The organism is Bacillus sp. IBL03825 (genome assembly GCF_024712505.1).
Classification (GTDB): Bacteria; Bacillota; Bacilli; order Bacillales; family Bacillaceae_G; genus Bacillus_A; species Bacillus_A wiedmannii.
This window is the reverse complement of record NZ_JAMXKE010000001.1, coordinates 4,225,017-4,238,207: the sequence shown is the minus strand read 5'-3', so window position 1 is coordinate 4,238,207 and position 13,191 is coordinate 4,225,017. Positions and strand designations below refer to the sequence as shown.

Annotated in this window: 15 protein-coding genes; 12 read left to right on the top strand and 3 right to left on the bottom strand. The window is 35.1% G+C overall.

The features are described 5' to 3' along the window. The first annotated feature begins 151 nt into the window (after window positions 1-151). The 10 genes from phoX to glcK all read left to right on the top strand — a co-directional run bounded on the left by phoX (window position 152) and on the right by glcK (window position 9,528). Entirely contained in the window at window positions 152-1,069 is a 918-nt protein-coding gene (gene phoX, locus NHG49_RS21725) for a phosphate ABC transporter substrate-binding protein PhoX (RefSeq protein ID WP_098102400.1), read from the top strand. Window positions 1,070-1,096: 27 nt separating this feature from the next. Beyond that, the gene (gene pstC, locus NHG49_RS21720; protein ID WP_098102401.1) at window positions 1,097-2,047 is read left to right on the top strand and encodes a phosphate ABC transporter permease subunit PstC; all 951 of its coding nucleotides are present in this window, start codon (window positions 1,097-1,099) and stop codon (window positions 2,045-2,047) included. A gap of 1 nt (window position 2,048) precedes the next feature. Next, window positions 2,049-2,915 (top strand): phosphate ABC transporter permease PstA, encoded by an 867-nt coding sequence (gene pstA, locus NHG49_RS21715; protein WP_064474788.1) that lies wholly within the window; start codon window positions 2,049-2,051, stop codon window positions 2,913-2,915. A 28-nt stretch (window positions 2,916-2,943) separates the two neighbouring features. Further along, window positions 2,944-3,759, top strand: a complete 816-nt coding sequence (gene pstB, locus NHG49_RS21710) for a phosphate ABC transporter ATP-binding protein (protein WP_000226689.1) — start codon at window positions 2,944-2,946, stop codon at window positions 3,757-3,759. A 165-nt stretch (window positions 3,760-3,924) separates the two neighbouring features. Beyond that, on the top strand, window positions 3,925-4,581 hold the full coding sequence (phoU, locus tag NHG49_RS21705; RefSeq protein WP_033657724.1) for a phosphate signaling complex protein PhoU: 657 nt from the start codon (window positions 3,925-3,927) through the stop codon (window positions 4,579-4,581). Between the two features lie 384 nt (window positions 4,582-4,965). Then, entirely contained in the window at window positions 4,966-7,320 is a 2,355-nt protein-coding gene (locus NHG49_RS21700) for a sugar phosphate nucleotidyltransferase (protein WP_098102402.1), read from the top strand. Between the two features lie 68 nt (window positions 7,321-7,388). Then, a complete protein-coding gene (gene rpmG / locus NHG49_RS21695; protein ID WP_001265616.1) occupies window positions 7,389-7,538 on the top strand; it encodes a 50S ribosomal protein L33 in 150 nt (49 codons plus the stop codon). A 104-nt stretch (window positions 7,539-7,642) separates the two neighbouring features. Next, window positions 7,643-8,221 (top strand): 5-formyltetrahydrofolate cyclo-ligase, encoded by a 579-nt coding sequence (locus tag NHG49_RS21690; protein ID WP_064474791.1) that lies wholly within the window; start codon window positions 7,643-7,645, stop codon window positions 8,219-8,221. Between the two features lie 103 nt (window positions 8,222-8,324). Next, the gene (locus NHG49_RS21685) at window positions 8,325-8,525 is read left to right on the top strand and encodes a YqgQ family protein (protein ID WP_000253699.1); all 201 of its coding nucleotides are present in this window, start codon (window positions 8,325-8,327) and stop codon (window positions 8,523-8,525) included. A gap of 19 nt (window positions 8,526-8,544) precedes the next feature. Then, window positions 8,545-9,528, top strand: coding sequence for a glucokinase (gene glcK, locus NHG49_RS21680; protein ID WP_064474792.1), 984 nt, complete (start codon window positions 8,545-8,547; stop codon window positions 9,526-9,528). 80 nt (window positions 9,529-9,608) lie between these two features. On the opposite strand, the gene NHG49_RS21675 is transcribed toward glcK, so the two are convergent. Continuing rightward, complete coding sequence (locus tag NHG49_RS21675; RefSeq protein WP_000524847.1) at window positions 9,609-9,782, bottom strand: DUF2759 domain-containing protein; 174 nt, start codon at window positions 9,780-9,782, stop codon at window positions 9,609-9,611. 170 nt (window positions 9,783-9,952) lie between these two features. Between NHG49_RS21675 and NHG49_RS21670 the strand changes: the two genes are divergently transcribed. Next, window positions 9,953-10,582, top strand: a complete 630-nt coding sequence (locus NHG49_RS21670; RefSeq protein ID WP_000871244.1) for an MBL fold metallo-hydrolase — start codon at window positions 9,953-9,955, stop codon at window positions 10,580-10,582. A gap of 9 nt (window positions 10,583-10,591) precedes the next feature. Beyond that, window positions 10,592-11,704, top strand: coding sequence for a class I SAM-dependent methyltransferase (locus NHG49_RS21665; protein ID WP_064474793.1), 1,113 nt, complete (start codon window positions 10,592-10,594; stop codon window positions 11,702-11,704). A 151-nt stretch (window positions 11,705-11,855) separates the two neighbouring features. Here the strand turns inward: NHG49_RS21665 and NHG49_RS21660 are convergent, their stop codons facing one another. Both NHG49_RS21660 and NHG49_RS21655 read right to left on the bottom strand, forming a co-directional pair. Next, the gene (locus NHG49_RS21660; RefSeq protein WP_000894375.1) at window positions 11,856-12,146 is read right to left on the bottom strand and encodes an ArsR/SmtB family transcription factor; all 291 of its coding nucleotides are present in this window, start codon (window positions 12,144-12,146) and stop codon (window positions 11,856-11,858) included. A gap of 433 nt (window positions 12,147-12,579) precedes the next feature. Then, window positions 12,580-13,092: a cysteine hydrolase family protein gene (locus NHG49_RS21655; protein WP_064474794.1), complete on the bottom strand. Its 513-nt coding sequence runs from the start codon at window positions 13,090-13,092 to the stop codon at window positions 12,580-12,582. Window positions 13,093-13,191 lie beyond the last annotated feature (99 nt).

The following is a 13,191-nucleotide window of genomic DNA, read 5'->3' as shown; positions in this document are numbered from 1 at the left end:
AACAGTGGCTACGGATTAAAGTTTTACCTAATGTTGATTCTTGTGGAACTTTACAAAACTTTTACAAACAATTAAAACCGAATTAATAGTTTAGCAGTATTCTTATATCTGTAATCCTGTTATTTCCGGTTACTTCTAGGAGGAAGAACACGTGAAATGGATAAGTGCATCGATTAAAGTTTTCATGCTGTCGACATGTTTCCTTTATGTTGGCACGTCTACTGCATTTGCTGTGAATGAAATGGGAGAAGTGAGAGTTGATGGATCCTCAACAGTTTTTCCTGTTATAGAAGCAGTAGCGGAGGAATATACAAAGGTGCATCCAAACGTGAAAATTTCTATTAGTGTTTCTGGAACAGGAGGAGGATTTAATCGTTTCAGTAAAGGAGAAGTAGATATAAATAATGCTTCGAGAGCAATGAAACAAGTGGAAGAAAATGAGATGAAGAAAAACTCCATTCAGTTTACACCGTTTGAAGTCGCTTACGATGGTCTTACGATCGTTGTAAATCGCCAAAATACTTGGGTAGACAATATGACGGTAGAAGAGTTACGTCTATTATGGAGTGAAGATGAAAGCGAAAAGCGATGGTCACAAATTCATTCATCATGGCCACGTGAACAGGTGAAGTTTTATGCGCCAGGTGTAGACTCTGGTACGTATGATTATTTTCAAAATGTCATCTTACAAAATAGTCGCATTGTAAAAAAAGTCTCTTTGTCTGAAGATGATCAAGTTATTATGCAAGGGGTAATGAATGATAAAAATGCCATTGCTTTTGTAGGATATGCTTATTATATGGCCAATCGAGATAAGGTGAGAGCAATAAAAGTGAATGGTGTACTTCCGACGAAAGATACCATTCAGTCAGGTAAGTATAAGCCATTATCTAGGCCGCTATTTGCTTATGTGAATGATGCATCTATCCGAAATAAAATGAATGTAGCAAATTATATTGAGTTTATGATTCAGCATGTTGGTGATCTCGCTGAAGAGGTTGGATATGTAAAATTACCAAAAGAAAAATACAATGAACAGCTGCGGATGTTAACAGAAATAAAAAGGTAATGTCAGGGTGGAAAGGGGTTTTCATCTTTGGCTCATAATGACAAAAGTCAAATTACATTTTCTGTACAACATTTGATTGAAAGAAATACAAAACAAAGAAAAAAAACGCAGCGAATCAATCGAATCGTTCCATTATTACTAAAAATAATTGCTAGCGTGTCTATTGTAACGACACTTGGAATTATTTTTACATTGGCAAATGAAACATTGATGTTTTTTCAAAAAATACCATTACTCTCCTTTTTGACGGGAAAAGAATGGTTACCTTTTTTTGAAGATCCTAAATTCGGTATATTACCACTTATATGTGGAACGTTCCTTGTAACAGCAATTGCCATGCTTGTAGCAATTCCTATCGGTTTAGCGTGTGCCGTATTTTTAAACGAATATGCTTCAAACGGTGCAAGGAAAGTATTAAAACCGATGTTAGAACTATTAGCAGGTATTCCGACAATTGTATATGGTTTTTTTGCATTAACAGTTGTCACACCACTTTTACAACGGATTATACCAGATTTACAGTTTTTTAATGCGATTAGTCCAGGTATTGTTATTGGCTTTATGATGATACCTACAATTGCATCTCTATCTGAAGACGCGATGAGAGCTGTAGCGAAAGGGACGAAAGAAGCTTCGTTAGCACTTGGAGCAACTCGGTTTGAGATGGTAAAACAAGTCGTGTTTCCTTCGGCTTTTACAGGGATTATGGCAGCGATTATATTAGCTGCTTCCAGGGCAATTGGTGAAACGATGATAGTTGTAATTGCAGCGGGATCTACACCGAATGTATCGCTTGATCCGACACACTCTATTCAAACGCTAACAGCCTATATTGTGCAAGTGAGCTTAGGTGATGCTCCGCATGGAACAATTACGTATTACAGCATGTACGCTGTAGGCGCAACGTTATTCTTGTTTACTCTTATAATGAACATCATTTCACACTCTATTATGCGCCGCTTTAGGAGGGTGACATAATATGCGAATGTTGAATCATAAAAAAATACAAGAAAATATGGCATCACGTTTTTTAAAAGACCGAGTTTACAAGTTGTTATTTTATATAGCAATTTTATTTTCAATAGTAATACTACTTATTTTGCTTTTTCAAATTTTTGAAAAAGGTATAAGTTACCTTTCGATAGATTTCTTTACAAACTTCGCTTCGCGTAATCCGAAAGAAGCTGGGATTGCTGCAGCTTTGTCAGGAACAATATTATTTATGAGTATTGTTATACCAGTCTCCTTTATATTTGGAGTTGGAACTGCTCTTTATTTGGAGCAATATGCGAAGGAATCTATATTTAAAAAGGTAATAGAAATTAATAATCAAACGTTAGCAGGAGTACCTTCCGTTGTATTTGGATTACTCGGCTTAACTATCTTTGTATATGCTCTTCATTTAGGTGAGAGTATTATTGCGGCGGCACTGACGATGAGTTTACTCGTTTTACCGACAGTTGTTGTAGCGAGTCAAGAAGCGATACGATCTGTACCAAGTTCATTATTAGAAGCCTCTTACGGATTAGGTGCTACGAAGTGGCAAACGATGTATCAAATTGTATTGCCATCTGCTTTCCCAGGAATTATAACGGGTTGTACGTTAGCGATATCAAGGGCGATTGGAGAAGCGGCACCGCTATTAGTTATCGGGGCACTTGCATTTGCAAATTATGTTCCATTTAGTATGTTTGATAGATTTACAGTTTTACCAATTCAAATTTTTAATTGGATGAGTAGACCGCAAGAAGAATTTCAGTACGTAGCAGCTGCTGGGATGATTGTCTTGTTAGGTTTATTACTCTTTATCAATATATTTGTCTTATGGTTACGAAATCGAAAATAAGTTGGAAATGGATGAAAGGGGAATTCAAATGGTAGCAACAGTAGTAAATGTACAGGTGAAAAACGAGGAGAAAATCGAGACTGCACCAAAGAAAGTAGTATTTGATACGAAAAACTTAAATTTATGGTACGGAGAAGACCATGCTTTAAAAGATATTAACTTAAGCATTCATGAGAATGAAGTTACAGCAATTATCGGACCAAGTGGTTGTGGTAAATCAACGTACTTAAAAACATTAAATCGTATGGTAGAGTTAGTACCAATCGTGCGAACTACAGGTGTAATTGAATATAGAGAGCGCAATATATTTGAAAAATCATACCCAGTTGAAGAATTAAGAACTCATGTGGGAATGGTGTTCCAAAAGCCAAATCCATTTCCGAAATCTATTTATGAAAATGTAGCATATGGCCCGAAAATTCATGGTATTCGTGATAAGAAAACATTGGATGAAATTGTTGAAAAAAGTTTACGTGGAGCAGCGATTTGGGATGAGTTAAAAGATCGTTTGCATGATAATGCATACGGTTTATCTGGTGGACAGCAACAGCGTCTATGTATCGCACGTTGTTTAGCAATTGAACCAGACGTTATTTTAATGGATGAGCCAACATCGGCACTAGATCCAATTTCAACATTAAAAGTAGAAGAATTAATTCAAGAGTTAAAGAAAGACTTTAGTATTGTGATCGTAACGCATAACATGCAACAAGCAGCACGTATTTCAGACAAAACTGCTTTCTTCTTAAGTGGAGAAGTTGTGGAATATACAGATACAAATAAATTATTTACGACACCTTCAGATAAGCGTACAGAAGATTATATTACAGGCCGATTCGGTTGATATCGTTGCAAGGATAAGAGTAAATACCCTCTTAACAGAGGGTATTTCTTATTTTTACCTCATTTAATTAGAGAAGTAATACTTCTCCTATCTTAAGGCTTATTACAAGTAGGCTAGGTAGGAGATCTATATATAATGGCACATAATATTGAGGGGGAAGAAACAATGGTAAGAGAACAGTTTCAATGTGATTTAAAAATGTTACAGCAAAAGGTGATTGAGCTTGGAGAGCTAGCGAGGGAAGCTTTATTGCTTGCTATGGAAGGTCTTCATAAAAGGGATGTAGAGAAAGCGTTAGAGGTAATTGATGGTGATTATCGTATGGATAATTTAGAAGAGGAAATAAATGATCTTGCGCTGATGCTTATTACGAAGCAGCAACCTGTAGCAAGTGATTTAAGAAGGATTTTCATTTCAATTAAAACAGCGACAGATTTAGAGCGTATTGCAGATCATGCTGTTAATATTGCGAAATCAACAATTCGTCTTGGGGAAAAAGAGGTGGTTGTTAGTTTGCACAATCTTGATGAAATGTTTGCAATTGCAAATAAGATGCTACAGTTAGCGCTAGAAGCATATGAGCAAGAAAATTTAACTTTTGCGAAACAAATTGCCGAAATGGATGATTCAGTTGATGAAATATATGGGAAAGCGATTCGTGAATTTATATCTTCAGTTCCAGAACAACCAGAAGCAATTACACAAATTACACAATTATCCTTTGTGGCGAGATATATCGAGCGTGTAGCAGATCATATTACAAATATTGCTGAAAATGTTTTTTATTTAGTAAAAGGAAAGCATTACTTATTAAATGAATAAAGAAAAAAGGCAGGTGAAACATCACCTGCCTTTTTTAGTCAAAACATGACAAAAAAAGCTCGTTGTTTCCTTTAGTTTATGATGATAAGATGTATCATAATGTAATGGAAAAAATAGGACACATATGTTGTTCATTTAATAAGTAATAGTTTAACGAGTTAATAGTAAGCGCTTTCTTTCGTGGCGTTTAAAATGTACATGTATATAGGGAGTTTTACTGCCTGTAAAAGCCCGAGTCGAGTGGTCAAGGCTAATAATCAGTGGGGGATGCACAAAATCCCTACTAATTAAAGTTTTATTTTATACTGCTAGTTAATGCGGGGTAGATAATATACATATCGTATATGAAGTTACTGAACATTATATAAGTGGAGGCTGAAGTATATGAAGGGGGTTATTTTAGCTGGAGGAAAAGGACGACGCCTTAGACCATTAACATGTAATACTCCAAAGCCGATGTTGCCATTATTAGAAAAGCCAGTTTTGGAATACAATATTGAATTATTACGTCAGCATGGTATTCGTGAAATTGCAATTACTGTTCAGTATATGAGTACAGCCATTAAGCAATATTTTGGTGACGGTAGCAAATGGGGCGTTAACTTGTACTATTTTGAAGACTCTCCACCGCTTGGAACCGCAGGGAGTATTAAACAAGCGGAAACATTTTTAGATGAAACGTTTGTTGTCATAAGCGGGGATGCGTTAACTGATTTTCAATTATCAGAAGGAATTATGTTTCATGAACAAAAGAAAAGAATGGTAACTATGTTTGTAAAGGAAGTAGAAAACCCACTCTCATTCGGTTTAGTTGTAATGAACAAAGAACAAGAGGTTACACGATATATAGAAAAACCGAGCTGGAATGAAGTAGTCTCTAATATTGTGAATACAGGTATATATATTATGGAGCCAGAAATTTTTTCTTACATACCGCCCGGAGAATTTTTTGATTTCAGTCAAGATGTGTTTCCGCTATTGGCAAATAAGAACGCATTATTTGCATATTTGTCAGAAGGTTATTGGTTAGATATCGGTACATTTGATCAATATCGACAAGCACAATTTGATTTGTTAACGAAAAAATTGCAAGTACCAATTCCTTATACGGAAGTATTGCCGATGGTATGGATGGGAGAAGGTGTGACGATAGGAAAAGGAACGAAAATTCACGGTCCTTCTTTTATTGGAGAAGGAGTAAAGATTGGTGCTGGAGCTGTAATTGAACCGTACTCTATTATCGGGAAAAATAGTATTGTTTCAAGTTATTCTCATCTTCAAAAAAGTATTGTTTTTGCAAATACGCACATTGGGCAGTATTGCGAGCTATTAGAAACGACAATAGGAGAGCATACAATGGTGGAAGATGACGTTACGCTGTTTCAAAAAAGCATTGTAGCAGATCATTGTCATATAGGGAAAAGTACGGTAATTAAGCAAAAGGGAAAACTATGGCCATATAAGGCGATTGACAGCTATTCGGTAGTAGGATCGGCTGGTGTTCAAGAAAGTGAAAAGAGTGCAGGATGGCTGCAAAAAAGCCGCATTGTAGGAAGAGGTAATGTTGAGATCACTCCTCAATTTATTGTAAAGGTTGCAATGGCGTACGGGTCCCTTTTTGCGAAAGGGGAAAGTATATTAATTGGGAGTCAAGAACATATAGAAACGACTTCTTATAAAAATCTCTTTCTTCATGCGATTCATGGTATCGGGGTTCATACGATGGAATGCAAAGAAATGAACGAATCGCTTTTTCAGTATAGCATTCAGGATTTACAATGTGCTGGTGGGGTTTTCATTCAAGTGGAAAATGAAAAAGAGGTTGTTATAAAGTTATATGGTAAGGATGGGGTACAATTAACGTATAAGCAGCAAAAAGCGATAGAACAAGTATATATGTCTGAGTCGTTTTATTACGTATGTGAGAAAGAAATGGGGCGGAATAAGCTAGTCCACGTTTCTTTACATGATTATATAGAGGCTGTATTAGAGCGCGTTGATATTGAGAAAATACAACAACAAAAGTTTCATCTTCTTATTAATAAGAGGAATGATATGTTACAACATTTACTGATGCTCTTTTTACAAAGGCTCGGATGCACAGTTACATGGATTTATGCGGGCCAACAAAAGGATCATGTGAAAGCTTTGATGAAATCAAGTAAAGCAAATATGGCACTTATGTTTTCAGAGCAAGGAAATTATTTCGAGTTATATGATAATCATAGTAATATTTACCAAGGAACAGATTTTGAAGAGGTAGATATTCCAGATTTATTACTTGAATCGGCAGGAAATATTTACCCGATGTCTTTGAAATTAGGAGAATGTTACCTTCTATTTTATACGCAGGATGAAAAAAAGTCGTTTCAAGCAAGATGGAAGCGAGATATTTTATATCGAATTGGAAAATTATTCGAGTTAATAGCATTGCAGGGGAAAACATTTCTCAGCATAGTAGAGCAATCACCGCCGCTCTATCTACTTTGTGATGAAGTTGTATGTTCATGGAATGAAAAAGGAAAAGTAATGAGGAAATTATTGGCTGATATGGAAAGAAAGGAAGAAGGTATATTTGAAGGAGTACAGTTCAAATATACCGAAAAAGAGTGGTCTTATATCGTTTCTGACACAAAACAACCGAAATTTTTAGTGTATTCGCATGCCAGAAACCCAGTAATAGCAAGGGAAAACATGAAAAATCTTATAGAAAAAATTAGACAATATCAAAAGGTGTAGAATTTTTATTTTAAAAGTGGTATTATAGTATAGTCTGATTTAAGTTATTAGTACTGGAGGGAATAAGAATGCGTGTGAATATTACTCTAGCATGTACAGAATGCGGAGATCGTAACTATATCTCAAAGAAAAACAAACGTAACAACGCTGAGCGTATCGAGCTTAAAAAGTATTGCAAGCGTGACAAGAAGTCTACGTTACACCGTGAAACAAAGTAAGCAGTAGGAATATTTTCCTACTGTTTCTTTTTTTATTCGATTTCCCTGTTAAAAGTGATACACTATCATCGTAGAGCAAAGTATTACTGTGAGGGGGAAAGTGTGTGAGAGAAGAGAAAGTACGTTTACGTAAACAAATAATAGAGCACATGAATTCTTTATCAGAAGAACGGTATACAACTTTATCAGAGCAAATTGCATTTTCGTTGTATGCGCAAAAAGAGTGGGCTGAAGCTAAAACAATTGGAATCACTCTCTCAATGGAAAATGAAGTGAATACATATTCTATTATCGAAAAAGCTTGGGAAGAAGGAAAGAGAGTTGTTGTTCCAAAGTGTAATAAAGGAACACGAACAATGTCTTTCCGGCAAATTAGTAATTTTGATCAATTAGAAATAGTGTATATGAATTTACGTGAACCAATTCCAGCGCGTACGGAAGAAGTGAATGCAGATGACATTGATCTTCAAATCGTACCAGGTGTAGCTTATACAGAGCGAGGAGAACGGATTGGATATGGCGGTGGGTATTATGATCGTTATCTCGTGCATTATAAAGGGAAAACGCTATCATTAGCTTATAGTTTTCAAATGGTAGACCATATTCCAGTAGAGCCGTTTGATAAAAACGTAGAAAAAATTATTACAGAAAAAGGAACAATGGTTAAGAATGGGCTTGTATAGACAAATAAAAATTGACGAGACTTTTTCTTCTTGATTATAATAAAATATGTGAACGTTTTCTTATTATAATTTTTTATAGTAAGTGAGCATAGAGGGTGATGAAATGGTATCTATTTATGATATTCAACAATTGCTAAAGAAATTTGGTACGATTATTTATACGGGTGATCGAATTGCAGATTTACAATTAATGCAAGATGAATTGCGTGAATTAAATCAATCACAGTTAATCGATCCACAAGACTATCAAACAGCTTTATTTTTATTGAAGCAAGAAATTCAAAAAGAGCTAAATAAGAATTAGATAAAGGTAGGTAAGCAACATGGAAGAGAAATGGTTAGTTGGGGTTGACCTTGGTGGTACAACGATTAAATTAGCATTTATTAATGTGTACGGTGAAATTTTACATAAGTGGGAAATCCCTACGAATACAAATGAGCAAGGAAAACATATTACGCTTGATGTAGCGAAAGCTATCGATAAAAAGTTAGAAGAGTTAGGTGAATTGAAAAGCAAGTTAATCGGTATTGGTATGGGAGCTCCTGGTCCTGTACACGTGGCGTCTGGAATGATCTATGAAGCGGTTAATTTAGGATGGAAAAACTATCCGTTAAAAGATTTATTAGAAGTAGAAACAGGATTACCTGTTGTTATTGATAATGATGCAAACTTAGCAGCGCTTGGTGAAATGTGGAAAGGTGCTGGTGAAGGAGCAAAAGATTTAATCTGTATGACACTTGGTACTGGTGTTGGCGGCGGTGTAATTGCCAATGGTGAAATTGTACACGGCGTAAGCGGAGCTGCTGGTGAAATCGGACACATTACAGTAGTTACAGAGAATGCTTTCCCATGTAATTGCGGGAAATTTGGTTGCTTAGAAACTGTAGCATCTGCAACGGGTATTGTGCGTGTTGCTATGCAAAAAATACAAGAGACTAATAAAGAGAGTGTTCTACGTTCTATGTTAGCAGAAGAAGGGCGTATTACATCAAAAGATGTGTTTGAAGCACTTGGACAAGGTGACGAGCTAGCAGGCGAAGTAGTAGAAAAAGTAGCTTCTTATTTAGGATTAGCTGTAGCGAACCTTGCTAGTACGTTGAACCCAGAGAAAATTGTTATTGGCGGGGGCGTATCTAAAGCTGGAGATGCACTATTAGAGCCAATTCAACGTTATTTCGAGCAATATGCTTTCTCACGTGCTGTAAAGAGCACAAAGTTAGCGATTGCAATACTTGGTAATGATGCAGGTGTTATCGGAGGAGCTTGGCTTGTAAAAAAGCACAAATACGAAGCGAAGATGGCATAAGTTGTGAAATATGAAAAGAGGAAGGGGAAACCCTTCCTCTTTTTGTGTGAAACCTTGATGAAGAATAACATGTAAATGAATTAAGCTGCTGGTGGGTACCCGTTATATAGAACAGTCATGATCGTAAACCATCCGAAAACGAGTACAGTTGCAATTGCAAAGCCGCCCGCGAATAAATTTTTTTCGCGAAGAGTTCTAAGCGTAGCGAATACAGCTAACAGAGTGACTAGCGCAAAAATAATAACAAGGCCCATACAATATCCTCCTCTGTCTACCCATTCCTTAATGTGAGTTTTTAGAATATTAACTCTTTTATATTGTACATGTTTTAAAAATGATTGTCGAGATAGCATCCTTTCTTTTCCTAAGAGAAAAAAATGTTGTATCATTGAAAGTAAGTTTAATAATTGGAGGAGATTTTCATATGAAATGGATACAAATGCCGTTAGGCCCATTACAAACGAATGCTTATATTTTAACGAATGATCAAAATGAGTGTATTATCTTTGATCCTGGTCACGAAGGAGAGAAGCTCGTTACATATTTACAAGAAGAACAATTAAAGCCACTGGCTGTTTTATTAACACATGCTCACTTTGATCATATTGGTGCTGTTGACGCGGTAAGAGACGCTTTTCATATTCCTGTGTATGTACATAAAGAAGAAGCAGATTGGTTAGGCGATGCAACTGTAAATGGCTCTCAAATTTTTATGATGAATCGCAGTATTACAGCAAAACCAGCAGATCATATTATTGATGCAGAAGGTGCATTAGCAATTGGTTCATTTAATTTTGAGATTTTTGAGACGCCAGGACATTCTCCAGGCAGTATTTCTTATTATTGTAAAGAGGCGAATGCTGTATTTTCTGGTGATGTATTGTTCCAAATGAGCATCGGAAGAACAGATTTACCCGGTGGAAGTTTTGCTGAATTGATTGGAAGCATTGAAGAAAAATTATTTGTATTACCAGATGAAACAGCGGTGCTATGTGGACATGGTCCAGAAACAAGCATTGGTTTTGAAAAAGAAAATAATCCATTTTTACAGTAAGGAGCTAGTATGGAGATGGAGCTCATTTTAAAAGAATGGATGGAGAAAGAGAAGGATTATTCAATTTCATATAGTACGTATATGAACCTCGTATTGTACACAGAGGGACATGGCTATTATATGAAGGAACGTGAAAAAATTGGAAGACAAGGGGATTTTTTTACAAGTAGCAACGTATCCTCTGTTTTTGCAAAAACATTTGCTAAGTTTTTTATTCGTCTTGTTGAAAATGGTGAAGTTGCTCCGAATATTTGTGAGATTGGTGGGGGAACAGGAAGGTTTGCCTATGATGTTTTACAAGAGTGGAAGCAAGTATCTCCAGAAACCTTTATGGATTTAAACTATTCAATGATTGAAATGAGCCCTTTTCATAGAAACTTACAGCAGAAAAATCTTTGTTCGTTTTCTAATGTGTCGTATTATACGTCGCATAGTGAAATGGGAGAATCGTTCGAAGGGATTCTTTTTTCGAATGAGTTATTTGATGCATTTCCTGTTGAAGTAATTGAGAAGAGAAATGGAATATTGTATGAAGTACGTGTTACGTACACAGAGGAAGGGAAACTCGCAGAAGTATGTAGACCGCTACAGAAAAGTATTGGTCGATACTTATTGAAATATAATATTCATCTTGCTGAAGGTCAGCGTTTTGAAGTGCCACTTGCGATGGAAGAATATATAGTAGAAATGGCGAAATGGTTTCAACGAGGTGTATGTATTACCGTTGATTATGGATACACAAAAGAAGAATGGATGCATCCTGCACATCAAGAAGGAAGTTTACGAGGATATTACGAGCATAAGTTAATCCGTAATCCTTTAGCGCATCCAGGTGAAATGGATCTTACTACTCATATTCATTGGGACGAACTGAAAGAGATGTTTAGCCTGCAAGGCATGAATATAGTATGGCATAAGAAGCAATCTGAGTTTTTGTTAGCAGCAGGAATATTAGATCAGCTTACGGATCACCAAGATCGAAATCCTTTTTCTGAAACTCAAAAACAAAATCGTGCAGTTCGTTCTATGATTTTGAGCGGAGGATTAGGGATTGCATTTGATGTTGTGATACATACGAAACATATGCAACAGTTACACTTGAATCAGTATTTGAAAATATAAAAAAACAAGACACAGCATATTTCTGTGTCTTGTTTTTTAATACGACTTTTTAATTATGTAGCATCATATATTTTCTCTCATGATATATATTTATATTAAAGATATGAGATGAAAAATATAAAATACGCCCTTTTTCTCTGTTTATGAGCTCTTAACCTAATAATACGCGAACGAGTTGAATAATTGTCTCGTTTTCTACTTTGTAATAAATTTCCAATCCTTTTCTTTCACTTGAAACGATTTTAGCACTTTTTAATTTTGCTAAATGCTGTGAAATTGTAGATTGTGGCATGTTTAAGCCAGTGTACATTGTAGAAACGTTGCTTGGACCACGTTCAATTAATCCTTTTACAATACATAAGCGAACAGGATGAGCAAGTACTTTCAATAATTCTGCATTGCTTTCATATAGTTCTATTTCTTTTTGAAAGGTTTCTAACATGTTCTTTTCCACCTCCGTGTGAGCTGTTATACCATACTATACATACCAAAAAATTAAAGAAAAGAAAACAGTTGTTGCAGAAAAAAATTCCTAAAGTAAAGAAATTGTAAGAAAAGAGACCCTGATGTAAATAAAGTAGGTAAATTTGCATGGTTTTGTAAAATGACATTTTTGGGTGAAAATTTTGATGCGTTTTAAAAATTGAAAGATATAGATATATTTGTAACACAATTTTATCATGATTTTCTTATTCTTTCAAATGAATATACAAAATTTTTAAAATAATAAGAAAAAGGAATTATAATGTTATATATAGAATATAAAACAGGTTAAAAGAAAAGAAGCTGAATGTAGTCAGCATCTTTATGGTGATAACAAAATATTTGAGTATAGCTGATAAATTTTAGAATTACCAAGACATTAGTTATATATTCTAGAGTTCATCTTTTATCAGCTTTAAAAATCTGCGGTTCCATATGTTCTCATAAAAATCAATTGTCTCTTTTGCGGACATAAATGGATTATGTAACGTAGAGGTTGCTTTCTGTACCATGAAGTTTTCGTATTCTAGTCCATGGGAAAATTTAATCGTAGCATCCATACAGTACTCTGTTTGGGCGCCACAAAATTCAATACGGTGTACAGATAATTGTTCTAAAATCTCTTTCAAGTTTGTTTTATAAAATGAATTGGCATGTGTTTTTCTTACAAAAAAATCTTGTTCCTGAACATCTAGATCAGCATGAATAGCCCAAAGTTCTTTTTCAGGTACTAAATCATCATCACAATGTTGAATAAAAATGATTGGTTTATTTGATTTTCTGTATGAAGAAATTCTTTTATTTACTTTTGTAAGTAAATTTTGTAAATCAAATAAATGCTCTTCGCTATAACATACTCCATTTTGTAAATCGATAACGATTAAAACATCTGCACAAGTATCCATTATTTTTGCCCCTTTTTTACTTCTTAATATATCAATTAATTCATTATTTAGAAATAGATGGTGCTCTTTCGTTTTTTTTATGAACTATACGAAAAGTAA

Excerpts from the sequence above, each read along its gene's own strand:
- pstA (WP_064474788.1), top strand. The coding sequence starts at position 2,049 with ATGCGAATGTTGAATCATAAAAAAATACAAGAAAATATGGCATCACGT.
- pstB (WP_000226689.1), top strand. The coding sequence starts at position 2,944 with ATGGTAGCAACAGTAGTAAATGTACAGGTGAAAAACGAGGAGAAAATC.
- phoU (WP_033657724.1), top strand. The coding sequence starts at position 3,925 with ATGGTAAGAGAACAGTTTCAATGTGATTTAAAAATGTTACAGCAAAAG.
- NHG49_RS21700 (WP_098102402.1), top strand. The coding sequence starts at position 4,966 with ATGAAGGGGGTTATTTTAGCTGGAGGAAAAGGACGACGCCTTAGACCA.
- rpmG (WP_001265616.1), top strand. The coding sequence starts at position 7,389 with ATGCGTGTGAATATTACTCTAGCATGTACAGAATGCGGAGATCGTAAC.
- NHG49_RS21685 (WP_000253699.1), top strand. The coding sequence starts at position 8,325 with ATGGTATCTATTTATGATATTCAACAATTGCTAAAGAAATTTGGTACG.
- glcK (WP_064474792.1), top strand. The coding sequence starts at position 8,545 with ATGGAAGAGAAATGGTTAGTTGGGGTTGACCTTGGTGGTACAACGATT.
- NHG49_RS21675 (WP_000524847.1), bottom strand. The coding sequence starts at position 9,782 with ATGGGCCTTGTTATTATTTTTGCGCTAGTCACTCTGTTAGCTGTATTC.
- NHG49_RS21670 (WP_000871244.1), top strand. The coding sequence starts at position 9,953 with ATGAAATGGATACAAATGCCGTTAGGCCCATTACAAACGAATGCTTAT.
- NHG49_RS21665 (WP_064474793.1), top strand. The coding sequence starts at position 10,592 with ATGGAGATGGAGCTCATTTTAAAAGAATGGATGGAGAAAGAGAAGGAT.
- NHG49_RS21660 (WP_000894375.1), bottom strand. The coding sequence starts at position 12,146 with ATGTTAGAAACCTTTCAAAAAGAAATAGAACTATATGAAAGCAATGCA.
- NHG49_RS21655 (WP_064474794.1), bottom strand. The coding sequence starts at position 13,092 with ATGGATACTTGTGCAGATGTTTTAATCGTTATCGATTTACAAAATGGA.